The 23,059-nt window shown below is 69.1% G+C and carries 22 protein-coding genes and 1 tRNA gene; 7 read left to right on the forward strand and 16 right to left on the reverse strand.

Features of this window, described 5'->3' with window-relative positions:
* Positions 1–128 precede the first annotated feature (128 nt).
* A complete protein-coding gene (gene phoR / locus ACXJKJ_RS27435; protein WP_082532552.1) occupies positions 129–1,496 on the forward strand; it encodes a phosphate regulon sensor histidine kinase PhoR in 1,368 nt (455 codons plus the stop codon).
* Here phoR and ACXJKJ_RS27440 read toward each other — a convergent pair.
* The 4 genes from ACXJKJ_RS27440 to trxA all read right to left on the reverse strand — a co-directional run bounded on the left by ACXJKJ_RS27440 (position 1,490) and on the right by trxA (position 5,621).
* On the reverse strand, positions 1,490–3,130 hold the full coding sequence (locus ACXJKJ_RS27440; RefSeq protein ID WP_457356380.1) for a hypothetical protein: 1,641 nt from the start codon (positions 3,128–3,130) through the stop codon (positions 1,490–1,492). The genes phoR and ACXJKJ_RS27440 overlap by 7 nt on opposite strands.
* Before the next feature lie 174 nt (positions 3,131–3,304).
* Positions 3,305–3,556: a type B 50S ribosomal protein L31 gene (locus tag ACXJKJ_RS27445; protein ID WP_056195481.1), complete on the reverse strand. Its 252-nt coding sequence runs from the start codon at positions 3,554–3,556 to the stop codon at positions 3,305–3,307.
* A 212-nt stretch (positions 3,557–3,768) separates the two neighbouring features.
* Positions 3,769–5,034 carry a transcription termination factor Rho gene (gene rho / locus ACXJKJ_RS27450; protein ID WP_457394036.1) on the reverse strand — a complete coding sequence of 422 codons (1,266 nt, stop codon included), beginning with the start codon at positions 5,032–5,034 and terminating at the stop codon, positions 3,769–3,771.
* Between the two features lie 257 nt (positions 5,035–5,291).
* The gene (trxA, locus tag ACXJKJ_RS27455; RefSeq protein WP_056195487.1) at positions 5,292–5,621 is read right to left on the reverse strand and encodes a thioredoxin TrxA; all 330 of its coding nucleotides are present in this window, start codon (positions 5,619–5,621) and stop codon (positions 5,292–5,294) included.
* A 152-nt stretch (positions 5,622–5,773) separates the two neighbouring features.
* On the opposite strand from trxA, the gene ACXJKJ_RS27460 reads away from it, so the two are divergent.
* The 3 genes from ACXJKJ_RS27460 to ACXJKJ_RS27470 all read left to right on the forward strand — a co-directional run bounded on the left by ACXJKJ_RS27460 (position 5,774) and on the right by ACXJKJ_RS27470 (position 11,651).
* Positions 5,774–8,350 (forward strand): PD-(D/E)XK nuclease family protein, encoded by a 2,577-nt coding sequence (locus tag ACXJKJ_RS27460; protein WP_457394038.1) that lies wholly within the window; start codon positions 5,774–5,776, stop codon positions 8,348–8,350.
* Positions 8,347–11,559: a UvrD-helicase domain-containing protein gene (locus ACXJKJ_RS27465; RefSeq protein WP_457394041.1), complete on the forward strand. Its 3,213-nt coding sequence runs from the start codon at positions 8,347–8,349 to the stop codon at positions 11,557–11,559. Before ACXJKJ_RS27460 ends, ACXJKJ_RS27465 begins: the two co-directional genes overlap by 4 nt.
* A 15-nt stretch (positions 11,560–11,574) precedes the next feature.
* Positions 11,575–11,651, forward strand: a tRNA-Pro gene (locus ACXJKJ_RS27470).
* Between the two features lie 86 nt (positions 11,652–11,737).
* On the opposite strand, the gene ACXJKJ_RS27475 is transcribed toward ACXJKJ_RS27470, so the two are convergent.
* Genes ACXJKJ_RS27475 through ACXJKJ_RS27490 form a run of 4 tightly spaced genes read right to left on the reverse strand, consistent with a single transcriptional unit; the run spans position 11,738 to position 15,042 of the window.
* Positions 11,738–12,028 carry a late competence development ComFB family protein gene (locus tag ACXJKJ_RS27475; RefSeq protein ID WP_056195496.1) on the reverse strand — a complete coding sequence of 97 codons (291 nt, stop codon included), beginning with the start codon at positions 12,026–12,028 and terminating at the stop codon, positions 11,738–11,740.
* 43 nt (positions 12,029–12,071) lie between these two features.
* Entirely contained in the window at positions 12,072–13,172 is a 1,101-nt protein-coding gene (gene nadA / locus ACXJKJ_RS27480) for a quinolinate synthase NadA (protein WP_457394043.1), read from the reverse strand.
* Between the two features lie 23 nt (positions 13,173–13,195).
* Positions 13,196–13,969: a LytR/AlgR family response regulator transcription factor gene (locus ACXJKJ_RS27485; RefSeq protein ID WP_457394046.1), complete on the reverse strand. Its 774-nt coding sequence runs from the start codon at positions 13,967–13,969 to the stop codon at positions 13,196–13,198.
* The gene (locus ACXJKJ_RS27490) at positions 13,966–15,042 is read right to left on the reverse strand and encodes a sensor histidine kinase (protein WP_056195504.1); all 1,077 of its coding nucleotides are present in this window, start codon (positions 15,040–15,042) and stop codon (positions 13,966–13,968) included. The genes ACXJKJ_RS27485 and ACXJKJ_RS27490 overlap by 4 nt, the downstream gene beginning before the upstream one ends.
* Positions 15,043–15,126: 84 nt before the next feature.
* On the opposite strand from ACXJKJ_RS27490, the gene ACXJKJ_RS27495 reads away from it, so the two are divergent.
* Positions 15,127–15,531, forward strand: coding sequence for a DUF1761 domain-containing protein (locus ACXJKJ_RS27495; protein WP_457394049.1), 405 nt, complete (start codon positions 15,127–15,129; stop codon positions 15,529–15,531).
* 21 nt (positions 15,532–15,552) lie between these two features.
* Here the strand turns inward: ACXJKJ_RS27495 and ACXJKJ_RS27500 are convergent, their stop codons facing one another.
* The 5 genes from ACXJKJ_RS27500 to ACXJKJ_RS27520 form a co-directional block, all read right to left on the reverse strand.
* Positions 15,553–16,518 (reverse strand): hypothetical protein, encoded by a 966-nt coding sequence (locus tag ACXJKJ_RS27500; RefSeq protein WP_457394052.1) that lies wholly within the window; start codon positions 16,516–16,518, stop codon positions 15,553–15,555.
* A 121-nt stretch (positions 16,519–16,639) separates the two neighbouring features.
* A complete protein-coding gene (locus ACXJKJ_RS27505) occupies positions 16,640–17,317 on the reverse strand; it encodes a hypothetical protein (RefSeq protein ID WP_457356387.1) in 678 nt (225 codons plus the stop codon).
* Positions 17,318–17,413: 96 nt separating this feature from the next.
* Entirely contained in the window at positions 17,414–17,950 is a 537-nt protein-coding gene (locus ACXJKJ_RS27510) for an RNA polymerase sigma factor (RefSeq protein ID WP_457394056.1), read from the reverse strand.
* An 18-nt stretch (positions 17,951–17,968) separates the two neighbouring features.
* Positions 17,969–18,166 carry a YgaP-like transmembrane domain gene (locus ACXJKJ_RS27515; protein ID WP_457394060.1) on the reverse strand — a complete coding sequence of 66 codons (198 nt, stop codon included), beginning with the start codon at positions 18,164–18,166 and terminating at the stop codon, positions 17,969–17,971.
* 130 nt (positions 18,167–18,296) lie between these two features.
* Positions 18,297–19,454: a serine hydrolase domain-containing protein gene (locus tag ACXJKJ_RS27520; protein WP_457394062.1), complete on the reverse strand. Its 1,158-nt coding sequence runs from the start codon at positions 19,452–19,454 to the stop codon at positions 18,297–18,299.
* A gap of 96 nt (positions 19,455–19,550) precedes the next feature.
* Here ACXJKJ_RS27520 and ACXJKJ_RS27525 point away from each other — a divergent pair, with 96 nt between their 5' ends.
* Positions 19,551–20,072, forward strand: a complete 522-nt coding sequence (locus ACXJKJ_RS27525; protein ID WP_457321599.1) for a GNAT family N-acetyltransferase — start codon at positions 19,551–19,553, stop codon at positions 20,070–20,072.
* Here ACXJKJ_RS27525 and ACXJKJ_RS27530 read toward each other — a convergent pair.
* A complete protein-coding gene (locus ACXJKJ_RS27530; protein WP_457394065.1) occupies positions 20,069–20,998 on the reverse strand; it encodes a DUF2785 domain-containing protein in 930 nt (309 codons plus the stop codon). The two genes, ACXJKJ_RS27525 and ACXJKJ_RS27530, sit on opposite strands and share 4 nt — an antisense overlap.
* Here ACXJKJ_RS27530 and ACXJKJ_RS27535 point away from each other — a divergent pair.
* Positions 20,997–21,386, forward strand: a complete 390-nt coding sequence (locus ACXJKJ_RS27535; protein ID WP_457394068.1) for a nuclear transport factor 2 family protein — start codon at positions 20,997–20,999, stop codon at positions 21,384–21,386. The genes ACXJKJ_RS27530 and ACXJKJ_RS27535 overlap by 2 nt on opposite strands.
* 3 nt (positions 21,387–21,389) lie before the next feature.
* On the opposite strand, the gene ACXJKJ_RS27540 is transcribed toward ACXJKJ_RS27535, so the two are convergent.
* Positions 21,390–22,544, reverse strand: coding sequence for an alpha-hydroxy acid oxidase (locus ACXJKJ_RS27540; RefSeq protein WP_457394071.1), 1,155 nt, complete (start codon positions 22,542–22,544; stop codon positions 21,390–21,392).
* Positions 22,545–22,610: 66 nt separating this feature from the next.
* Positions 22,611–23,059 (reverse strand): LysR substrate-binding domain-containing protein (locus tag ACXJKJ_RS27545; protein ID WP_457394074.1); only part of this gene is annotated, 449 nt, incomplete at its 5' end.

Raw genomic sequence — 23,059 nt, forward strand, 5'->3', positions numbered from 1 at the left:
TACCTTGGCCGGTCCCCCGAGGGGACGGCGATGCTTGCCGGATTGACCGGCAAGCACATCGCCAGCGCGGGCCGGCTAGGGAGCGGCCCGGCGCTCGGCCCGCAAGCAACTGAGATGTACCTCGCTACATGACCTGGTTATTGCCCCGACTGCTGATGGCCCTCGTGGCCGCATTGATCGGGTTTGTCATTGGCGTGGTGGTTCGTACGACGACTGGCATCGACAGCCTGGGCCTTGGCATCGGTGTCGTCAGCGGCGTCGTGCTGACCCTGCTGGTCGACGCGGTGCGGGGCCATCGCCTGCTGAGCTGGCTGCGCGGCAACCAGCTCGAGAACGCGCCGCGCGACACCGGTTTGTGGGGCGAGGTCGGCTACCGCATCGAGCGCGCCGTGCGCGACCGCGATCGCAGCGTGGCGCGCGCCCGGCTGGAACTGGAGCAGTTCCTGTCCGCCATCGAGGCTTCGCCCAATGGCGTGCTGATGCTGGACCCGCAGGAGCAGATCGTCTGGTGCAACCGCGTTGCGGCCGACCATTTCTCGCTGGACCCGCAGCGCGACCTGCGCCAGCGCATTACCAATCTCGTGCGTGCGCCGGCCTTCGTCGCCTACCTGCAGGCCGGCAACTTTGCCGAATCCCTGGTGCTGGGCAATGGCCGCGGGCCGGGCACGCTGTCCATCATCGTGCGCGAATACGGCGAGGGCATGCGCCTGGTGTTGTCGCTGGACGTCACCGAACGCGTGCGCTCCGAAGCCATGCGGCGCGACTTCGTCGCCAATGTGTCGCACGAGATCCGCACGCCGTTGACCGTGCTGTCCGGTTTCATCGAGACCATGCACTCGCTGCCGCTGACGGCTGTCGAGCGCGAACGCGTGCTGGTGCTGATGAACCAGCAGACCCAGCGCATGCAGACCCTCGTGGCCGACCTGCTGACGCTGGCCCAGCTCGAAGGCAGTCCGCGCCCCGCGCCGGACCGCTGGGTGGGCCTGGATGGCCTGCTGCTGCGCATTGCCGCGGATGCCGAGGTGCTGTCGGCCGGGCGGCATCAATTGCACCTGAGGCCGGAGACCAACGTTGAGCTGGCCGGCATCGAGAGCGAGCTGCTCAGCGCCATCGCCAACCTCGTGACCAACGCCGTGCGCTACACGCCGGACAGCGGCGAGGTCGAGGTGGCCTGGCGGCTGCTCGAAGGCGGCAACGGCGAGCTGACCGTCATCGACACCGGCCTGGGTATTTCGCGCGAGCACATTCCGCGCCTGACCGAGCGTTTCTACCGCGTCGACGGCAGCCGCTCGCGCGAGACCGGTGGCACGGGCCTGGGCCTGTCCATCGTCAAGCATGTCATGCAGCGCCACGGCGGCGAGCTGATGATCCAGAGCGACGTTGGCAAGGGCTCGCGATTCCGTCTCGTCTTCCCGGCCGCGCGTGTGCGCCAGGCCAGCGATTCGGCGCTGGGCGATGAGGCGGCTTTCAACGCAGCGGCCCTGTCAGATCATTGACGCTTCAAGAGGACCAGGCCGGCGCTGCCGCTGCGGTCCGTCGGTCGCTTCACCTGCGCAACGACCTGCCAGCCCTTGGGCGTCGGCTGGCCCGCGCTGATCACGGCATGACTGCATCCTGATGCATTCAGAGGCCCGCGGCCTTTCACCTGCCAGCCGCCATGCCATTCCAGTGCCGCCAGCGTGGCGAGGTTCTGGCCCGTTGCGGCCAGGCAATTGGCATCGGCGGGCACGCGCGTCTTCAGCCGAGCCACCAGCGGCGCCAGGCTGCGCGCGTAGTCCAGCGGCGGCAGCAGCAGGCTCATGACGAGCAGCCAGCCCAGCGCCACGCCGCCGGCCGGCAGGGCCAGGCTCTTCCATAGCGCATGGCGATGGCGGGCTGTGCGCCAGCGCACCAGGGCCAGCCAGGACAGCGTCGCGGCGATGGCAAACAGCAGGGCCAGCGGGCTGAAGTGCGGCTCGAAGCCCTCGGCCAGCCGACGCAGATTGGCCATGGGCCGTGCCGGCCAGCCGGTGTGCATGGAGACGTAGTAGAGCCAGCCGAACAGCGCCACCGCCGAAAAGATGAACACGCAGAACCAGTCCACTGCTGCCGAGACGCTGCGGCGCAGTGTGGGCAGCGCGAAGGCGGCCAGGATGGCCAGCGACGGCAAAGCCAGCAGCAGCGCCCGCTCGGAAGCGTCCATCAAGATGCAGGCAGCCAGCGGCACCAGCAGTGCAATGGCGGGCACCGTGATGTGGCGGCGCAGGCCGTGGCGGCGCCAGCGCCACAGCGTCCACAAGGCCAGGGGCCCCGACGGCCAGCAGAACCAGGCCAGCAGGCTCAGCAACGAGGCGAACTGGATGCCGGGCAGGACACGCCAGGCCCAGCCATTGAAGACCCAGGCCGCCAGGACCGCCAGCGTCAGCGAGGCCAGCAGCCAGACCCGTTGGGCCTTGGCCTCGTCATGGCTGGAGCGGTGGTTCAGCAGCAGGCCGAGCAGGCCGAGGGCGCAAGCCACGGCGGGGGCACCGCTGGCGGCCAGCACGGGCAGGGCGAGCAGGATGGCGACCCGCGCACGGCCTCGCTTGAATGGTGCCGCGGCCAGGCCGTAAAGGTAGACCGAGACAGCCAGCAATTGCATCAGCTCGGGCGTCGTCTCATGGCCGAGCTGCAGCAGGCCGAGCGACGCCATCAGCGCAAGCAGGGCACCATCGGCCAAGGCCCGGGCGTAGTCGACGGCCTGTGCTTCGCCGCCGAAGGCAAAGGCCACCGGTTGGGCAGCCTCCGTGCGGGCGAGATGAAAGCAGGTGTACCAGACCGCCACCAACACGCCGACCAGCACAAAGGCATAAGGCAGGCGAGCGGCGACCGGTGCGTCCAGGAAGGGCAGGGCCTTGATGGCCAGCGCGCCCAGCCAGTAGGGCAAGGGGCCGCCCTCGGCCGGAATGCCGGCGATCGCCGGCTGCCACCAGGGCGCGTGGCCCTGGGCGATGCTGGCCATGAAACCGAAGCTGCTCAGGTCGGCATTGCGCCAGGGGTCGCGGCCGAACAGGCCGGGCAGCACATAGGCCGCGCACAGCAGCAGCAGGGCCAGGCGCGGCAGGCGCTCGACGCCGCGCTCGGCGACGATGGCGGGGGTGGGGAGATTCACGCGCTTAAGTTCGATGAAACCGGCCGGCATGATGCCGTCAAACGGCGGTCAAAAATGAAAAATGGCAGCCCATGCTGCCAAATGAGAAAAGGGCAGCGCGAATGCCGCGGCAAAACAAAAGGGCAGCCTGAGCTGCCCTTTGGTCGTTGGCGCGGCGAAACGCCGCCAAACCGATTACTTCTTGAGGTGCGAGAACTTGTTGCGGAACTTCTCGACGCGGCCACCGAGGTTGTCGATGCTCTTTTGCGTACCCGTGTAGAAGGGGTGCGACTCGCTGGTGGTTTCCAGCTTCACCAGCGGCAGCTTCTTGCCGTCCAGCTCGATCATTTCCTTGGTCTGGACGGTGGAACGCGTCACGAACTGGAAACCGTTGGACTGGTCGACGAACACGACGTCGCGGTAGTTGGGGTGAATGCCGTCTTTCATGGGAACCTCTTGGCTAGGTCGGGAGCCACGCCGACGATATCAATCGCTGGTCGGCGCACTTTCCGGGGGTGTCAGGGCGGAAAACCCAAGATTGTAGCGGGCTTCCCTGCGGTTTGGCTAGTTCGGGCTGAAAGTGCCCGCGCATGCGAGATATGCGCGGGCGTTTGACGGGCGTCGGACAGGACGCAGGTCCTGTCCTCGGTCCCGTCTCACTACCCGCCGCGCCGCATCATGTCGAAGAAGTCATGATTGTTCTTCGACGCCTTCATCTTCTCGAGGATGAACTCCATCGCCTCGATCTCGTCCATGTTGTAGAGCAGCTTGCGCAGGATCCAGCTCTTTTGCAGGATCTCGGGCTTGAGCAGCAATTCCTCGCGGCGCGTGCCGGACTTGTTGATCAGCAGCGAAGGGTAGACGCGCTTTTCGGCCATGCGGCGATCCAGGTGGATTTCGCAGTTGCCGGTGCCCTTGAACTCTTCGTAGATCACCTCGTCCATCTTGGAACCGGTGTCGATCAGCGCGGTGCCGATGATGGTCAGCGAGCCGCCTTCCTCAAYGTTGCGCGCYGCGCCGAAGAAGCGCTTSGGGCGCTGCAGCGCGTTGGCGTCCACGCCGCCGGTCAGCACCTTGCCGGAGCTGGGCAGCACGTTGTTGTAGGCACGGGCCAGGCGGGTGATCGAGTCCAGCAGGATGATCACGTCCTTCTTGAGCTCCACCAGGCGCTTGGCGCGCTCGATGACCATCTCTGCSACCTGCACGTGGCGGGCCGCSGGCTCGTCGAAGGTGGAGCTGATGACCTCGCCGCGCACGGTGCGGATCATCTCCGTCACTTCCTCGGGGCGCTCGTCGACGAGCAGCACGATGAGGTGGCAGTCCGGATGGTTGGCCACCAGCGCGTGGGCCAGGCTCTTCATCATCTCGGTCTTGCCCGTCTTGGGCTGCGACACGATCAGGGCGCGCTGGCCTTTGCCGATGGGCGCCACCAGGTCGATGATGCGACCGGTGATGTTCTCTTCGCCCTTGAAGGCTTCACGCTCGAGCTTGAACTGCTCCTTGGGGAACAAGGGCGTCAGGTTCTCGAACATGATCTTGTTCTTGCTCTCCTCCGGCGTCTGGTTGTTGACGCGGTCAACCTTGACCAGAGCAAAGTAGCGTTCGCCATCCTTGGGCAYGCGCACCTCGCCTTCCACCAGGTCACCGGTGTGCAGGTTGAAGCGGCGGATCTGGCTGGGCGACAGGTAGATGTCGTCCGTGGAGGCCATGTAGCTGGCCTCGATCGAGCGCAGGAAGCCGAAGCCGTCGGGGAGCACTTCGAGCACGCCATCGCCGAAGACCTGCTCGCCAGCCTTGGCGCGCTTCTTCATGATGGCGAACATCAGCTCCTGCTTGCGCAGGCGCGTGACGTTGTCGATCTCCAGCGCCTCGCCCATCTCGATGAGGGCGGAAACGTGGAGCGCTTTGAGTTCGGAAAGATGCATGGGTGAATACCCGTCAGGGGCCGCAGCGCCAGCCAAGGCGCAACGGCGATTCCACGGCCGCCCCAGAAAAGGATCAAATGGCTACCGCTCAAACGGCGAGCGACGCAGATTCGACAACTGACTCAGTGGTGGGAGGGGGAGCCGAGTCCACGCTGGCTGGGTGCTGAATTCGTATCCAGGAACCCGGGGCGTGTTGGCTTTGGCTGCTGCAGTGACCGCGCGGAGAGCGCCGGCAACACTGCAGCAGTTGGACGCGATTATAGGTTCGCGTCGAGGAAGGCCGTCAACTGGGCCTTGGAGAGGGCACCGACCTTGGTCGCGGCAAGCTGGCCGTCCTTGAAAAGCATCAGTGTCGGGATGCCGCGGATGCCAAACTTGGCCGGCACTTCGCGGTTCTCGTCGACATTCATCTTGGCGATCTGCAGCTTGTCACCGTAGCCGGTGGCGACCTCGTCCAGGATGGGCGCGATCATCTTGCAGGGGCCGCACCACTCGGCCCAGTAGTCCACCAGCACGGGCTTGCCCGACTGGATGACGTCGGCGTCGAAGGACGCGTCGGAAACATGCTTGATCAATTCGCTGCTCATGGGAGGGTTCCTTGGCCTCAAAGGGTTGGCGGTCGCCGCAGTGGGCGCCGTCCGAATAGGCAAAATGATTGTGACATAGCCACTTTTGTCCGGACGGTCGCGAGGGTGACCGAAACGGTGGCAAACATGCGGGCGGGAGGCCTGCTTTACAAGTGCAGCAAGCTTTGAATCTGGGCCTGGCGCCTGGCGAGGACAACGAAGCCTTCTGGCGCCGCGTCGCGGCCGTCAGTGCCGACTGGCTGGAAGGGCGAGGCGCGGCCGTGCGCGATGCCGTGCTGCTGCTGCCTTTCGCCCAGCAGATCGCGCCGGCGCGCCGCGCCTGGCTCGCCCACGGCGGCTGGCAGCCTCGCATCACGACCAGCCGCAGCCTGGCTTCGGCGCTGGGCCCCACGGCATTGGCCGCGCCTGACCAGCTCTCCGGCGACGCCGCCATCGACGCCTTCACCGCCGACCGGCTGCTGGCCGAGCAGAGCTGGGTGCAACCGCTCAAGCGCAGCAGCCCGCGCGACTACCGTGTGGCGCTCGCCCGGCTCGTCGACACCGCCCACGCGCTGGCCCGCGCGGCCGCCCAGGTGCCGCCGATTGAGCGCCTTGCGTTCATGGACACCGCCCGGCAACGGCTTGCAGCCCTGGACGCCGGCCCCGGCCTGCTGGAGCGCGCACTGGCCCAGGTCGCGCTGGCCTGGGTGGCCTCTGACGAGCGCCGCCCGCCCACCGACACGCTGTTCGCGCTGCGCCCCAGCGCCTGGATCYGGCTGCGCGCCGGCGGGCCCGACCCGCTGGCCCAGGCGCTGCTGGCGGGCGACGTGCCGGCGCTGTGCCTGAACGCCGACCTGGACCTCGACCAAGCCTGGGCCGGTTTCACGCCTGCCGCGCGGGTGGAGGAGGCTGTCGCGCCGGATTTCGAGACGCTGGCCCAGCAGACCGCCACGGCCGTCGTCCAGCACCTCAACGCGGGCCGGCGGCCGGTGGCCTTGCTTGCGCAAGACCGCGTCGTCATCCGCCGCGTGCGGGCRCTGCTGGCGCGCCAGGGCGTGCCGATGCATGACGAGACCGGCTGGACGCTGGCGACCACGCCCGCCGCCGCCGCATTGATGGCTCTGCTGCGCGCCGCGCTGGCTGGTGGCGCAGTGGACGACTGGCTGGCCTGGCTGAAGTCCGCGCTGGCCACGGGTTGGGATGCCGAAGGCCTGGCCGGCCTCGAATCCCGCTGCCGGCGCTTCGGCTGGCGCCAGGCTGCCCAGCTCGATGCAGCGACGCTGCCGCCGGCCGTCGGTGCGGCCTGGCAGCGGGCCCGGCGTCAACTGGAGCCGCTGGCCGGCGGCGCGCGCACGCTGGGTGGCTGGCTCGCCGCATTGGGCCAGGCGCTGAGCGGGCTGACGCCGCTGGCCGAGGTCGAAGGCGGCGAGGCCCTGCTGGAAACGCTGTGGATTTCGCGCAATCCCTGGGCCGGCAGCGCCCACGAGGCGGCCCTGGCGCAGACGCGGCTGCGGCCCGACGAGTTCCTGGCCTGGGTGGACGACACCCTGGAGGCGGCGCAGTTCGAGCCGACCGAAGAAGCGGGTGCGGTCGAGGTTGTCATCACGCCGTTGGCGCGGGCCATGCTTCGGCCCTTCGGCGCCGTCGTGCTGCCTGGCGCGGACGCCGCCACACTGGGGCCGGTGAACCCGCAAGCGGGTCTGCTGGCCGATGCCGACGCGGCGGCCCTGGGCCTGCCCAGCCTGGCCGAACGCCGCGAGGCCGAGGGCTTCAGTTTCGCGCAGTTGCTGCGCGCGCCGGTGCTGACGCTGCTGCGCTGCGCCTTCGCAGGCGCCGAGCCGCTGCCGGCCAGCCCGCTGCTGGAGCGGCTGGCCGGCGCGGCAGCGCGCAGCGGTCAGGGCCTGCATGAATGGCGCGACGGGCGTGAGCTTCTGACGCCGCCGGGCGTGCTTCAGCACCGCGCTGCCGCTGATGCCGATGGCCGCTTGCCGGCGGCCCTGAGCGCCAGCGCCATCGACGCGCTGCGCAACTGCCCCTACCAGTTCTTCAGCCGCGTGCTGCTGGGCCTGCGCGAGGCCGACGAACTGGAGCAGGAGCCTGACAAACGCGACTACGGCACCTGGCTGCACGCCGTGCTGAAGCGCTTCCATGACTCGCGCGATGGCGGTGATGACGACTTGGCGCTGCGCGCGGCGGCAGAAGCCGAGCTGGCGTGGCTGGACGCGGCGGACTTCCTGCCTTTCTCGGCCGCCTTCGAGCGGCTGCGCCCGCTGTATCTCGCCTGGCTGGCCGAGGCCGAGGCCGGCGGCCAGCGCTTCGCCGCCGGCGAGGTGGACCGCGACTGCCAACCATTCGATGCGCCACTGGACGCGCTGACGCTGCGCGGCCGCATCGACCGCATCGACGACGCTGCAGGCAAGACTTGGCTGCTTGACTACAAGACCGGCGATGCCAAGGGGTTGAAGGAAAAGCTGGCCGCGCCGCTGGAGGACACCCAGCTTGCCACCTACGCGTTGCTGATGGGCGCCGAGCCGGGGCTGCAGGCGGCCTACCTGGTGCTCGACGACGGCAAGGGCATCGCGCTGCTGCCGCATGCCGATATCAGCAACACCGCGCTGGCACTGCGCGGCGGCCTGCAGGCCGACCTGATGGCCGTGCGCGATGGCGCGCCGCTGCCGGCGCTGGGCGAGGGCAAGGTCTGCGACTACTGTGAAGCGCGCGGCCTGTGCCGAAAGGATGATTGGGTATGAGCGCAGAACTCGCCTACTGGGCCGACGGCCTGCGCGTGCCGCGCGAGCACTTCTACGCGCTGGCCTGCAATCCTTCGCGGAGCATCGTCGTGGAGGCCTGTGCCGGCGCCGGCAAGACCTGGATGCTGGTGTCGCGCATCCTGCGTGCGCTGCTGGCCGGCGCCGAGCCGCAGCAGATCGTCGCCATCACCTTCACCCGCAAGGCCGCCGGCGAAATGCGCCAGCGCCTGGCCGAGTGGTTGGCCGAGTTTGCGCAGGCGCCCGATGCCGAGCAACTGGCTGCGCTTCGCCAACGCGGCGTGGCCGAGGCCGACGCGCCGATGCTGCGCCCGCGTCTGGCGGCCCTGCAGGCCGAACTGCTGCGCGGTGGCCGTGCTGTCGAGGTGCGCACCTTCCATGGCTGGTTCTCGCAGCTGCTGCGGGCCGCGCCGCTGGCCTTCCTGCAGGCCCAGGGCATTGCGCCCGAGCTGCAGCTCATCGAGGACGAAGAGGAGCTGATGCCGACGCTGTGGCGGCGCTTCCACGTCGCGGTGCTGGCAGACGAGGCGTTGCGCGCCGACTTCCAGGCGCTGACCCAGTCGCGCGGCCGCTTCAACCTGCGCGAGTGGTTGCTGGGCGCGTTCGCCAAGCGTGTGGAGTTGCGGCTGGCCGAGATGGCTGGTGTGCTGGAGGCCAGCCTGCCCGGTGCAGTGGATGTGCTGGGCACCACGCCGGAGCAGTTCTTCGAGCATCTGCGTGAACCGCTGAAGGCACTGGCCCGGCTGCTCGGCGCAGCCAAGGGCAAGAAGGCGCAGGAAGCGGCCGCGTCAATTGAACAGGCCGCCGATTTCGACGGCTGCTTCGCGGCGCTGTTCACCCTGAAGGGTGAACCGCGCAAGCTGGGCGTCGACCACCCGGACCTGGACGAGCTGTGCGATGAATTGCTGCATTTGCGCGCGGCAATAGCCCAGCAGCGCGCCGCCGACGAACACGCCGCGATGCGCCGCCTGGCCCTGGTGCTGGTGGACGCCTTCGAGGCCATCAAGCGCGAGCGCGGCCTGGTCGACATGAACGACCTGGAGCGCGGCGCGCTGGCCCTGCTGGCTGATGCGCAGACCGCTGGCTGGGTGCAGCAGCGCCTGGACGCCCAGGTGCGCCACCTGCTCATCGACGAGTTCCAGGACACCAGCCCGCTGCAATGGCAGGCGCTGCATGGATGGCTCTCGGCCTATGCCGGCGCGGGCGCGGGCTCGCCGCTGTCCGTCTTCATCGTCGGCGACCCCAAGCAGAGCATCTACCGCTTCCGACGTGCCGACCCGCGCGTGTTCGCAGCGGCGCAGGGCTTCGTCTGCGACGGCCTCGCCGGCGTGCGCCTGGCCTGCGACCACACGCGGCGCAACGCGCCCGAGGTGCTGGCCGCCGTGAACGCCACTTTCGACAGCGCCCAGCGCGCCGGCACCTACCAGGGCTTTCGCGTGCACACGACCGAGGTGGCCGAAGTGGACGACCTGGCCGGCTTGTGGGCCCTCGACGCCGAGGTCATGGCGTCGCCCGCCCAGGCGGACGTTGACCCGCTGCGCTGGCGCCCCAGCCTGACCGAGCCCCGCCGCGAGGCGGAGATCAGCCGCCGTGCGCCGGAATGCGAGCGCGTCTGCGGGGCCATCGTCGGGCTGCTGCAGGCCCGGCCTGAACTCAAGCCGGGCGACCTCTTCGTGCTGGCCCGCAAGCGCGACCCGCTGCGCCAGCTCAGCGAGGCGCTGACCGCCGCCGGCGTGCCGCATGCGGCGCCCGAGGAGCAGCCGCTGGCGGGGCTGCCCGACGTGGCCGACCTGCTGGCGTTGCTGGACGTGCTGGCCTCGCCAGGGCACGACCTGTCGCTGGCCCGCGCGCTGCGCAGCCCGCTGTTCGGCGTCGATGAGGCCGACCTGCTGACGCTGGCCGAAGCCGCTGGTACAGCGCAGTGGCTGGGCCATGCGCCTGCCGAGCGAYGCTCCTGGTGGGCCGCGTTGCAAGGCCTGGCCGCACCCAGCCCGGCGCTGGCGCGCGCTCAAGGGCTGCTGCGCTGCTGGGCCGAGCAGGCGCGCCAGCGCACGCCGCACGAGCTGCTGGACCGCATCGTCCACGAGGGCGAGCTGCTCATGCGCATCGCGGCGGCTGTGCCCGCTGCAGATGCAGCCGTGCGACTGCAGAGCGTGCAGGCGCTGCTGCGTGCCGCGCTCGACCTGGATGGCGGCCGCTATGCCCAGCTCTACGGCTTCGTGCGCGCGCTGAAGAGCCGGCCCATCAAGTTCGTGCCGGCTGCTGCGCCGGACGCGGTGCAACTGCTGACCATCCATGGCGCCAAGGGCCTGGAGGCCGAGGTCGTCTTTTTGCTCGATGCCGACGCCGCGCCGCCCAAGGCCGAAACGCTGGGCCTGCTGCTGGACTGGCCGGTGGGCCAGCCGGCGCCGCGGCGCGCGGCCTTCCTCGCCTCCGAAGCCAGGCCGCCGCCGTCATTGCAGGCATTGGTTGACGAGGAGCGTGCCGAGCGTGAACGCGAAGAGCTGAACGGCCTGTACGTTGCCCTGACGCGGGCGCGGCGTGCGGTGGTGCTCAGCCACACGCCGAGCCGCAGCCAGGCCACCAGCTGGTGGGACCGGCTGCAACCGCTGGCCCGCCGCTGGCCCCTTGCGATGACACCGGGCGGCCGGGCCAACACCGCGCCGCCAGCCATTGCGCCGCTGCCAAGCTGGCAGCCTCCAGCGGCAGTGGCTGCACGTGATGGCACGGCCCGTGACGACCGCCTGGCCCGCGTGGGCGAGGCCTTGCACCGCGTGCTGGAGTGGGCCTCGGCAAGCGGCCAGACGCAGGCGCTGGTGGCGCTGATGGCATCTGCCTCGCAGGCCTTCGGCCTGGACGCCAAGTCACGCGAGCAACTCGCCCAGGCGGCCCAGGCCATCCTGGCCAGCCCCGACTGCCGGCCCTTCTTCGACCCGGCCGAGCTGATCTGGGCCGGCAACGAAGTCGCGGTGGGACAGGGCGACGACGACCAGCGCATCGACCGCCTCGTGCAGCGCCGCGATGGCTGCTGGTGGGTGCTGGACTACAAGCTCGGCGCCACGCCGGAGCGCGAGCCGGCCTATCTGGAGCAGATGCGCGGCTATGTCGCGGCAGTGCAAATGCTGCAGCCGGGCGAGCCCGTTAGAGCCGCTTTGATCAGCGGAACGGGGCGCTTCGTTCCTGTGAGCTAGAATGGCAGGCTTGTTCGGGGCGTAGCGCAGCCTGGTAGCGCATCTGCTTTGGGAGCAGAGGGTCGCGAGTTCGAATCCCGCCGCCCCGACCATCTACAACGGAGTGATTCCCTCAAGGAATCTTGTGAAAGGCCCGCCTCGTGAGAGGCGGGCCTTTTCCATTCCTGCTCGACTCGGCCTATTTGCGTGACCGCAGCGCCGTACGCGCCTGCACAAAGTTGAACGCATAGCTCACCGCCTCGACGATCGCGTTGTCGATCTCCAGGCGTTCGTGCTCGGTCAGGTAGAAGCTGAAGTCCACCTCATGGCGGATGTAGCGCGGGGGCAGGCGGTTCAGGGCCACGCAGCAGACGTCGCAGAGCAGATCGTTGCTGGCCGCGATGTCGGGGTAGTCGGTGGACGAGTCCATGACCGCGCCGAAGACCTCGCGCTCATGGTGGTTGTAGAGGGAGCTGAAGTCGGCATTCATGGCGGGCCTCGTCAAGGACGGTGAGTGCCGATTTATAGCCCCATCAGGCGGCGCCGATACCCGGGGTCATACCGGCAGCGGCAGTCTTTCTCGCCGAGACGAAATCCAGCATGCGTGTGATGCAGCGTTGAGCCTTCACGCGGACAGCCTCGTCGACATGGATTTGAGGTTGGCCGCTCTCCAGGCAGTCGACCAGGTTGGCCAGGCCGTTCATCGCCATCCAGGGGCAGTGGGCGCAGCTCTTGCACGTGGCGCTGTTGCCGGCCGTGGGCGCCTCAATCAGCAGCTTGCCCGGCGCCAGCTGGCGCATGCGGTGCAGGATGCCGTTGTCGGTGGCGACGATATAGGCGGGCGCCGTGCCTTCGACGACGGCCCTGATCAGCGCCGAGGTGGAGCCGACGACGTCGGCCTGCTCGACGACGCTCTTGGGTGATTCGGGGTGGACCAGGATCAGTGCACCCGGGTGCTGCTCGCGCAGCAGTTCCAGCTCCAGCCCCTTGAACTCGTCGTGGACGATGCAAGCGCCGTTCCACATCAGCATGTCGGCGCCGGTCTCTTCCTGGATGTAGCGGCCCAGATGCCGGTCCGGCGCCCAGAGGATCTTCTGGCCCCTGGCATGCAGGTCGGCCACGATCTCCAGCGCGCAGGAGCTGGTCACCATCCAGTCGGCACGGGCCTTCACGGCGGCGCTGGTGTTGGCGTAGACGACGACCTGGCGGTCCGGGTGGGCGTCGCAGAAGGCGGCGAATTCGTCCTCGGGGCAGCCCAGGTCCAGCGAGCAGGTGGCGTCCAGGTCGGGCATCAGCACACGCTTCTCGGGGCTGAGGATCTTGGCCGTCTCACCCATGAAGCGCACGCCGGCCACGACCAGGGTTTGTGCAGCGTGGTCGCGGCCGAAACGGGCCATCTCCAGCGAGTCGGACACGATGCCGCCGGTCTCCAGCGCCAGGTCCTGCAGCGCGCCGTCGACGTAGTAGTGGGCAACGAGGACGGCGTTGTGTTTTTGAAGCAGGGCCTTGGCGCGCTCGGTCAGCGCGCTGCGCTCGGGCGCTGTCAGCGGTGTGGGCACCTTGGCCCAGGCGTGGGCCGTCGAGCAGCTGCCGGTGGCATCCTGCTTGGTGAAATCGAACAAGACTTGATCCATGCCGAATCGTAGCCCGCCCGGGTTTACCCCTCCAGCCACTGGCGAAAAGCCGCGGCGCGCTCCTGGCTGATCAGCAGCTCGCCGTCCAGGGCCGGGCGGAGGTCGAGCTTCAGCCTTCCCTTGCCGGCGGGCGCAAAGCGTTGCACTGCGCCCGCGGCCACCAGCAGCTGGCGGTTGGCGCGGAAGAAGCGCTGAGGCCCGAGCTCCTCCTCCAACTCGGCCAAGGTGGGCTCGACCAGATAGCGCTCACCGGCCTGGGTGATGGCGAAGCAGAGTTTGTCCACCGAGACGAAGTAGGCGATGTCGGTCAGTTCCAGTGCATGGAACTGCTGTCCGCCCTTGCGGCCGACGATGCGCTGACGCCCGGCTGGCGGGCTCAGGCGCTGCAGCAGGCCGTCGAGCTGGTGGTTCCAGTGCGCCTTGGCCTGGGTGTCGAAATGCTGGCGCCATTGCTCGGCCTTGGCCAGGGCCTGGGCGAGGGCCGTGTCGGAAACGGGCTTGAGCAGATAGTCCACCGCCAGCGCCTGGAAGGCTTGCAGGGCGAACTGGTCATAGGCCGTCGTGAAGACGGTGGGCAGGGCCAGGCGGTGGTCGCGGAACAGCTCCAGCGACAGGCCGTCGGCGAGCTGAATGTCGAGCAGCAGCAGGTCGGGTGCGGGGTGGTCAGCGAGCCAGGCCAGCGTGCCTTGCACCGTGTCGCTGTGGCCCAGCACGCGGGCCTCAGGCGCGACGCGGGCCAGCGTGGCGGTCAGGCGCTCGCGCGCCGGGGGCTCGTCTTCGGCAATGAAGATCTTCATGGGCGGGCCAGCAGCGGAATGGAGACTTCGAACACGCCAGCCTCGGCGCGGCGTTCCAGCGCGCGGCCGGCCAGCAGGCGGCAGCGCTCGTCGAGGTTGGCCAGGCCCAGGCCTGAGGAGGGCAGGGCGCTGCGGCGCGGCTGCAGCGCGTTGCGGGCGTGCACGCGGTCCCCGTCCAGCGTGAAGCTGACGGTCAGCGACTGCGCGGCGCTGGCCTCGTTGTGCTTGATGGCGTTCTCCAGCAGCGTCTGCAGCGCCAGCGGCGGGATCAGCCACGAGCCGGTTTGCAAGGCCGGGTCCAGCTCCAGTGGCATGGCGGCGCCAAAGCGCAGGGCCAGCAGGCGGTGGTAGTGGCGCAGGAAGGCGAGCTCTTCGTCCAGTGGCACGAGGTCGCGCTGGCGGCTGTCCAGCACATAGCGGTAGATCTCGGCCAGGGTGTCGCTGAACTCGCGGGCGCTCTTCGCGTCGCTCTCGATCAGATGGCCCAGGGTGTTGAGGCTGTTGAACAGGAAATGCGGGTCGACCTGAGCCTTCAGCGCGCCAAGCTCGGCCTGCGTGCGGGCGCGCTCCAGGCGCTCCACACGCAGCATGTCCGACTCGCGCTCGCGGATCAGGAACATGGTCTCGTAGGCATGCGTCACGAACAGCACGCAGATGACGTTGGTGGCCACCACCAGCTTCAGCGCATTGGCGTCGACCGGCTGCCCAGCGACATGGAACCAGGCCCAGATGGCGGCCAGCGTCAGCGGCGCGGTGTAGAGCACATTGGCGCTGACCAGCATCAGGAGCTTGCGCAGCGGGTGGGCGAACCAGTTCAGGTGCTCGCGCTGCTTGAACAGCAGCCAGCGGTTGCCTGCCCAGATAGCAAAGGCCAGCGCGATGAAGCCGGCAAAGCCGACCCAGAAGCGCGCGTCGCCGGGGCCCAGTGGCCCATAGAGCCCCGTCAGCCAGGGGATGGCCAGCCCGAAGGCGAGCGAACCGCCGGCCATCAGCAGCCGGTCATCCAGGCGCGCCTGCATCGGCGGGTTCGGCGGCGATTTGAGCGGCAGTTTGTCGGCTTTGGGCGTGCTCATCTTCGACTTCGGCGCGCGACCGCTGTTGCCGGGGACGGGAGCGCCTCAGCATCGCCGCACCAACAACTTCAAGAGGGGTCTGCGATGGACGCAGTGCAATTCAACTTCCCGGCGGTCATTGTGGCGGCCTTGTCGAGCTTCCTGATCGGCGGGCTCTGGTACTCGCCCATCCTGTTCGCCAAGGCCTGGATGGCCGAGGCGGGCTTGAGCGAGGCCCAGGCCAAGCAGGCCAGCCCGGCCAAGGTCTTCGGCCTGTCGGCGCTGGCCTCGCTGGTGATGGCCTTCAACCTGGCGGCCTTCCTCGGCGCCAAGGCGACTCTGAGCTTCGGCCTGTTCGCCGGCTTGGCCACCGGCCTGGGCTGGGTGGCCATGAGCCTGGGCGTGATCTACCTCTTCGAGCAGCGTTCGCTCAAGCTCTGGCTCATCAACAGCGGCTACCAGGTGGTGGCCTACACGGTGATGGGCACCATCCTCGGCGCCTGGCATTGAAGCCGGATCGCTTGCGCCTTCCTAGGGCAGCCGCAGCCGGTCGCCTTCGCCGACCCGCACTGTGTTCGGCGGCTCGTTGCCGAAGCGGTAGGTCACGCTGAGCAGCTTGCGGCGGCCGGGCGCGGGGTCGAAGCCGAACAGCTCGTTGCGCACCTCGGTCTCGAAGCGGTCGCCGCGGACTTGGCCGCGCAGGGCCTCGGTCACGTCGGTCCAGCGGCCGTCGGCGCCGTAGCTGGCGCTCTCGATGATGAGCCGGCCGCTGCCGGGCCGCACCGGGCCCTGGTCGTTGCCGCGGTGGCCGCGGCCCCAGTCGCCGCGACCCCAGCCGACGAACTGGTTGCCGTCGATGGTGCCGTACTCGCGGTACTCGATGACGCGCTCCTGGCCGCCACGGTCGCGGGCAAAGATGCGCAGGATCTTGGTCTTTCCGGGAAATGGGTCAACACCGAAGAGTTCATTGGTCAGCCGCACGCGTTGGTCGCGGCGCGCCAGTTCGCGCAGGCGGTCGGTGACGTCCACGTCGCGGCCGTCGGCGCCATAGGTGGCGTAGAGGATGGTGAACTCACCGTCGTCGTGGCGGTCGCCGCCCGGGCTGTTGCCGCCCCCTTGCCAACCGCCCGACCCGCCGGACTCGCCCCAGTTGCCGCGGCCCCAGCCGATGAACTTGTTGCCGTCGACCCAGTCGCGCTCACGGAATTCGAAGGTGCGTTCACGCCCCTGGCGGTCGCGGGCAAAGATGCGCAGCGTCTTGGTGCGCCCAGGCTCGGGGTCGACGCCGAAGAGGTCGTTGCTCAAGCGAAAACGCCGGTCCTGGCGGGCCAGCTCGCGCAGGCGGCCGGTCACGTCCACGTGGTTGTGCTCGGTGCCGTAGCGGGCATGCAGGATGACGAACTCGCCGTCATCGTCGGCCCAGGCGGGCCCGGTGATGGCAGTGGCCAGGGCTGCACCCAGGCCCAGTGTCCATTGGCCCAATTGGCGGCGTTTCATGGCGATCCCCTCGTTGTTGGTCTTGGCCGGGCATGGTCGCACGGCCAAGGGTTCAACGCGAGGACGGCCCGGCGCGAGGACGCCGGGCTTCGCCGGTTGTAAGGGCGGGTAAACCGCGCGATCAGCGGCCCCAGTCGCCGCGGCGCCAACCAGTGAACTGGCTGCCATCCACCCAGCTGCCCTCGGCGTACGCGAAGCTGCGCTGCTGGCCATTGGGGTCGCGCGCAATGATGATCAACCGCTTGTCGCGGCCCGGGTCGGGGTCGACGCCGAAGGTGTCGTTGCCCATGCGGAAGCGCTCGTCGCGGCGCGCCAGTTCGCGCAGCCTGCCGGTCACGTCCACCTCGCGGCCGGGGGTGCCGTAGTTGGCGTGCAGGATGGTGTAGCTGCCGTCATCGTGGCGGTCGCGATAGGGGTTGCCGGCCCAGCCACCGTTGTAGTTCGGTTCGCCCCAGCGGCCCGCGCCCCAGGCGGTGAATTGCCCGCCGTCAATCCATGCGCGCTCGGGGTAGTCAAAGCGGCGTTCGCGGCCTTGGCTGTCGCGGGCGTAGATGCGCAGGTATTTGTCGCGGCCGGGGTCGGGGTCCACGCCGAACAGGTCGTTGGTCAGCCGCACGCGGCGGTCACGGCGGGCCAGCTGGCGCAGCTGGTCGGTCACATCGACATGGTTGCGGTCCGTGCCGTAGCGCGCTTGCAGGATGACGAACTCGCCGTCGTCATCGCCGCGCTGTGCCAGAGCGGGCAACGAGAGCCCGGCCAGCAAGGTGGCCGCGCCGAGAACGTAGTGGCGTCGATTCATGGTGTCTGTCTCCGAAGTTATGGAGGCAACCATGCTTGCACTGCCACTGCGGCACTCAAGTCGGAGAGGAGGAAGTCCCGCTGCGGGCGGCCACCGTCAGACGCCAGCCGGCTTCCCGCCCAACAGGTACTCCCGCGCCAGTGCCCGGGCGCGATGCAACCGGCTCTTCACGTTCGGCCGCGTGAGGCCGGTGCGGGCGGCGATTTCCTCGATGGTCAGCTCCTCCAGGTCGCGCAGCAGCATGACCTCGAGGTAGTGGGACGGCAGCGACTCCAGCGCCGCCACCAGTTCGCGCCGCAGGCCCACTTCGTCGCGCACGACCAGCCACTGCGCCAGCTTTTCCTCGTCATACGGGTCATAGCGCAGCGTGAGCCGGCCCAGGCGCCGGCATTCGCGCTGCACCAGGCGGATCAACCAGCCCGAGAAAGCCGCCAGCACGCGCAGCGACGGCAGCTTGCGGCTGACGATGAGCAGGGCCTCCTGCACCGCGTCATCGACGTCGCTGAGCAGGCAGTGCTGCTGGGCATAGCGGCGGATGTCGGGCCGGGAGATCTTCAGCAATTGTTCCAGTGCCCGCGGATCGCCGCCGTGCGCGGCCGCGAGCAGGGGCTGGTGTTGTGGGGCCAGGGCCATGTCAGTGCCGCCCGGCTGCTACTTCAACTTGCGGCCAACCATGGCGCAAGCCGGGCAGAAACCGAACAGCCCGGATGCCACCAACCCGGCCGCCCCGCCAGCCACCAGCCAGCCGCCGATGCCGCCCAACAGCAGCAGCCCCAGGGCCGCGGCCACCAGGCCCGCCACCACGCGCACGGCGCGCTCGCCGTTCGGAACGTTTTTCACATAGATCATGGTTCGACTCTCAAGTGTTCGAGGACAGCCCTCGGTCACTAAGAGGGAGCCAGGGCGCGATCGGATTCGCGGCCGGTCAAAAATATTTTGTCCTGGCGGACCCTGGCAGGTGCTCGCGCGGCGCTGGCCGCTAGCGCAGGAAGTCCATGGCACCGTACTCCCAGCCCCACGGCACGCCGGTCTCGCCGAGGATGAAGCGCACGAGTTGCGGAAAGGCCCGCTCGGCGCGCACGTCGTTGGCCAGGATGACGACGCAGCGCCTGCTCGGTTTCACGCAGACCCAGGTGTTGCCGGTGCTGTCGTCATGGCCGCCCTTGTAGAAGCCCGGCCCCTGCGGGCCTTCAAAGACGATGACGCCCAGACCTGCGGTGAGGTCGGCTCGGCGCCTGGCCGGTGGCAGTTCGGGTTGCAATGTCGGGAACTGGGTGGCCGTCGTGATGGGCAACTGGGGCGCCGTCAGCGCGGCGGCGCTCTCGGCCGACAGGCCGACGCCGCGGACGTAGCCGGACGCCATGCGGGCCATGTCGGCAATGGTCGCGTCCATGGAACCGGCCACGCGCACCTTGCTGCGTTCGGCGTGCGGCACCACGCGGCCGTCGGCCGTCCAGCCGTCGGCCAGGTTGGGCCTGAAGTCGGCGCGCCACTTCAGGCTGGTGCGTGTCATGCTAAACGGCGTGAACACGCGGCGCTGCACCTCGGCGCCCACGTCCAGACCCAGGCCGCGCTCCAGCACGAACTGCAGCAGGATGAGCCCTTCGCCGGAGTACGCGTAGCGTGAGCCGGGGTCGAAGTGAATGCGCAGCCGGCGGTCGGGCTCCAGGAAGGCGAAGTTGGCGAAGCCGCTGCTGTGCGTCAGCAGCATGCGAGCGGTCAGTTGGCGCCAGCGGTTGTCGCCCGCCAAGTGCTGCCACGAATAGGGCGTCAAGAAGCCGGCGTACTCCGGCAGCGGCCGGTCCAGATAGCCTGCCAGTGGCCGGTCCAAATCGAGTTTTCCCTCCTCGACCAGCTGCATGACCCAGTAGGCGAACACCGCCTTGGTCAACGAGGCGCCGTACATGACGGTATCGGTCAGCAGCGGCTCGCCCGCCGCATTGCGCTTGCCGTAGGCGCCGACATGCACGACCTGGCCGTCGTCAATGACGGCCACGGCCAGGCCCTGGGCCTGGGCGGCGGCCATCAGCCGTGCGGCCTCGGCGTCGATGGCGGCGCTGCTCGGGATCGCGGGCGGGGCGGCCGCGGCCAGCAGGGGCAGGGCGATCAGCAAAGCGGCAAGGCGGGCAGGGCGCATGGTTTCTCCTGGGCGCCAGCCTAACGGCACCCGCGGGCGCGAGGCGAGGCCACCGCCGCTGCTGTTGTAATCGGTGCGCCATCTTTGCTGCCGCCCATGAACCTGCTCGAACTGATTGCCCCCACCCCCGACGTCGCCGACGAGCTGCTGCGCTTCGAAACGGACAACCGCGCCTTCTTCGAGACCCGCATCAACTCACGGCCGCCCGGCTTCTACTCACGCGAGGGCGTTGATGCCGCCATTGCGCTGGCCGAGCGCGAGGCCGCTGAAGACAAGGGCTACCAGTTCCTCGTGCGTACCGTGGCCGGCGAGCTGGTGGGCCGCGTGAACCTGATCGGCGTGAAGCGTGCTCATTTTCAGATGGCTGAGCTGGGCTATCGCATGGCCGAGTCGGCCTGCGGCCGGGGCTATGCCAGCGAGGCCGTCCGGCTGGTGCTGGCCATGGCCTTTGGCGAGCTGGGCTTGATGCGCGTGGAGGCCAACGCACGCGTCGGCAACGGCGGCTCGGTGAAGGTGCTGCTGCGCAATGGCTTTCGCCAGTTCGGCCATTCGCTGCGCAGCTTCGAGCTCGGCGGCGTCTGGCACGACCGGCTTCACTTCGAGCGGCACGCCGACTAAGGCAGGCGGCGTAGCGTCTTCTGCAGCGGCGCCACGAGCCGTTCGCGCTGGGCGGCGTCGGTGACGTCCAGCACGCCGGCCAGCAGCGGCCACAGGAACTCTCGCAGATTGTGCAGATCGGTCAGCGCGGTCTCGTCCCAGCCCTTGGCTGCCTTCAATGGCTGCAGCAGCCGGTCCAGCCACGCTTGCACCGCGGCTTCATCGGGCTTGAGTCGCAGCTGGAGTTGCAGCGCCGCACGCGCCAGGCGCTGGCCTTCACCGAAGCGGTAGGCATGCCTGTGGTCGGCAAGCACCTGGCTGCTGACGGCGTCCAGAAGTTGTTGGCGCTGCGCCGCGCTCAGCGCCTCGTTCATGCCGAGCTGCAGGGCCAGGTCGGCGCCATGGGCCACGCCGTGGCGCCAGCCCTCGCCGGGGGTGAAGCCGCGGTAGTCGCGCACGCTGCTGAGGAAGCGTGCGGCATGCTCGACGAGCTCGCCGCGCTGCTCGGTGGTCATGAAGGGCTTGAGGCGGTCGGCCCGTGCCACTTCGGCGAGAGTCAGCACCGCAAAGGGCTGGTGCACGCCGGCGCCGTCGGGCTTGGCGTCCAGCACGGCGACGAGGTCGGTGCGCATGCGCTGCAGTGTGGCGGCTTCCAGCTTGCCGCCGCGCGCCCATGCGGAGAGCTGCTCGAAGGCGATGTCGTCGCGCAGTTGGGGGTCGGGGTGCCCCAGACAGGGCAGCAGTGCAACGGCCTGCTGCTGGATGCGACCGGCATCGGCTTCGGTCTTCAAGTCGACGGGCGGCGCGCAGGTCTGGGCGGCGACGCCCACGCTCAGCGTGGACAGCAACAGGCAGATGCGGACGGACGCGGTCTTCATGGAGGCACAGTAGCGCACGATGTGGCCCGCGGGCGAAAAGTCACCGCTGCTGACGACAATGCGCCGCATGGAAGATGACCTGGTGGATACGCTGCGGCGTCTGGAAGTCGAACTGCATCACCCCGGCGTGCGCCTGGACGAAGCGCGGTTGCAAGCCCTGCTGCACGCGGATTTTCACGAGGTCGGCCGTTCCGGCCGGGCCTATGACCGGCCTACCATCCTGCGTTTCCTGGCCGAGCAGGGCCGCAGAGACGAGGGTCCGCCGAGTGTCGAGCCCGATCAATTCGCCGTGCGGCCCCTCGGCCCTTCGGCGGCGCTGCTGACCTATCGTGCTGCGCACCGCCAGCCGGACGGATCGCTCACGCGGCACACGCTGCGCTCCTCGGTCTGGGTGCGCGAGGGCGGGGCCTGGCAGATGCTCTACCACCAGGGCACCGCGGCCGAGACTTCCTGGTAAGACTCAGGCCGTCGGGTAGGTGCCCGGCACCAGGATGTCGCGCGTCACGTTCGTCAGCTGCGTGTGGCCGCAGAAGGCCATGGTCACGTCCAGCTCCTTGTGCAGGATGGCCAGCGCCTTGGCCACGCCTTCCTCGCCCATCGCGCCCAGGCCATAGGCCATGGCGCGGCCGATCATGGTGCCGCGTGCGCCCAGGGCCCAGGCCTTGAGCACGTCCTGGCCGGAGCGGATACCGCCGTCCATCCACACTTCCGTCTGCGAGCCCACCTCGGCCGCGATGGCGGGCAGCGCGTGGATGCTGCTGGGCGCGCCATCGAGCTGGCGGCCACCGTGGTTGCTGACGACGATGGCGTCGGCCCCCGCCTGCACGGCGAGCTTGGCGTCTTCCACGTCCATGATGCCCTTGAGGATGAGCTTGCCGCCCCATTGCTCTTTGACCCAGGCGATGTCGGCCCAGGACAGGCGCGGGTCGAACTGCTCGTTCGTCCAGGCCGAGAGAGACCGCATGTCGCTGACGCCCTTCACATGACCCACGAGGTTGCGGAAGGTGTGGCGCTTGGTGCCGGCCATGCCCAGGCACCAGCGTGGCTTGGTCATCAGGTTGAGGATGTTGGCCAGCGTGGGCCGCGGCGGCGCGGTGAGGCCGTTCTTCAGGTCCTTGTGGCGCTGGCCGATGACCTGCAGGTCCAGCGTCAGCACCAGGGCCGAGCACTTGGCGGCCTTGCAGCGGTCGATCATGCGGGCCATGGCCTCGCGGTCGCGCATCATGTAGAGCTGGAACCAGAACGGCGCCGAGGTGTTCTCGGCGATGTCCTCGATGGAGCAGATGCTCATCGTGCTGAGCGTGAACGGGATGCCGAACTTCTCGGCCGCGCGCGCCGCGTGGATCTCGCCGTCGGCGTGCTGCATGCCCGTCAGCCCCACGGGGGCGATGGCCACGGGCATCTTGGCCTGCTGGCCCACCATCTTCACGGCCGTGCTGCGGCCTTCCATGTTGACGGCCACGCGCTGGCGCAGCTTGATGGCCTGGAAGTCGCTCTCGTTAGCGCGGTAGGTCGTCTCCGTCCAGGAGCCGGAATCGGCGTAGTCGTAGAACATGCGCGGCACTCGCTTCTCGGCGAGTTGGCGCAGGTCTTCGATGCAGGTGATGACGGGCATGGCGGACTGGTCGGAGTGAGGCCGCGATGCTAGGCCCGCACCGCACCGGTCGCCCCGGAAAAAAACTCAGCCGGGTCGAGAGGAGTTTTCCGCTTCGAGCGCGCGGCAATGCGCATGCAGCCACTCGGCGAAGGCCTCGGATGCCGGGCTGGCGCGGTGGCGAATGAGGCCGTAGTGGCGCTCGGCCGGCACGGTCAGCGCAAACGGCTGGACGAGGCGGCCTTCGGCCAGCTCGTGGCGGGCGAGGCTGAGCCGGGCCAGTGCCACGCCCTGGCCGGCCAGGGCCGCGGCCAGCGTCAGGCCCAGGTCGACGAAGCGCGGGCCTTCGTCCGGCTCGGGCACGTCGCCCAGGCCGGCGGCGCGCARCCAGGGCGCCCAGGGCTGCAGCGGCGTGCGCAGCAGCGGCAGGGCGAGCAGGTCGGCCGGCTCGCGCAGCGGTTCGTGGCGGGCCAGCAGGGCGGGCGCGGCCAGCGGCGTGAGGCGGTCGCGCAGCAGCACCTGGGCGGGCGCGATGT

The sequence above is a fragment of the Roseateles sp. P5_E1 genome (assembly GCF_054049335.1).

Coding starts and splice junctions, on each gene's coding strand:
- phoR (WP_082532552.1), top strand. CDS start 129: ATGACCTGGTTATTGCCCCGACTGCTGATGGCCCTCGTGGCCGCATTG.
- ACXJKJ_RS27445 (WP_056195481.1), bottom strand. CDS start 3,556: ATGAAAGACGGCATTCACCCCAACTACCGCGACGTCGTGTTCGTCGAC.
- trxA (WP_056195487.1), bottom strand. CDS start 5,621: ATGAGCAGCGAATTGATCAAGCATGTTTCCGACGCGTCCTTCGACGCC.
- ACXJKJ_RS27475 (WP_056195496.1), bottom strand. CDS start 12,028: ATGAATGCCGACTTCAGCTCCCTCTACAACCACCATGAGCGCGAGGTC.
- nadA (WP_457394043.1), bottom strand. CDS start 13,172: ATGGATCAAGTCTTGTTCGATTTCACCAAGCAGGATGCCACCGGCAGC.
- ACXJKJ_RS27485 (WP_457394046.1), bottom strand. CDS start 13,969: ATGAAGATCTTCATTGCCGAAGACGAGCCCCCGGCGCGCGAGCGCCTG.
- ACXJKJ_RS27490 (WP_056195504.1), bottom strand. CDS start 15,042: ATGAGCACGCCCAAAGCCGACAAACTGCCGCTCAAATCGCCGCCGAAC.
- ACXJKJ_RS27495 (WP_457394049.1), top strand. CDS start 15,127: ATGGACGCAGTGCAATTCAACTTCCCGGCGGTCATTGTGGCGGCCTTG.
- ACXJKJ_RS27500 (WP_457394052.1), bottom strand. CDS start 16,518: ATGAAACGCCGCCAATTGGGCCAATGGACACTGGGCCTGGGTGCAGCC.
- ACXJKJ_RS27505 (WP_457356387.1), bottom strand. CDS start 17,317: ATGAATCGACGCCACTACGTTCTCGGCGCGGCCACCTTGCTGGCCGGG.
- ACXJKJ_RS27510 (WP_457394056.1), bottom strand. CDS start 17,950: ATGGCCCTGGCCCCACAACACCAGCCCCTGCTCGCGGCCGCGCACGGC.
- ACXJKJ_RS27515 (WP_457394060.1), bottom strand. CDS start 18,166: ATGATCTATGTGAAAAACGTTCCGAACGGCGAGCGCGCCGTGCGCGTG.
- ACXJKJ_RS27520 (WP_457394062.1), bottom strand. CDS start 19,454: ATGCGCCCTGCCCGCCTTGCCGCTTTGCTGATCGCCCTGCCCCTGCTG.
- ACXJKJ_RS27525 (WP_457321599.1), top strand. CDS start 19,551: ATGAACCTGCTCGAACTGATTGCCCCCACCCCCGACGTCGCCGACGAG.
- ACXJKJ_RS27535 (WP_457394068.1), top strand. CDS start 20,997: ATGGAAGATGACCTGGTGGATACGCTGCGGCGTCTGGAAGTCGAACTG.
- ACXJKJ_RS27530 (WP_457394065.1), bottom strand. CDS start 20,998: ATGCGGCGCATTGTCGTCAGCAGCGGTGACTTTTCGCCCGCGGGCCAC.
- ACXJKJ_RS27540 (WP_457394071.1), bottom strand. CDS start 22,544: ATGCCCGTCATCACCTGCATCGAAGACCTGCGCCAACTCGCCGAGAAG.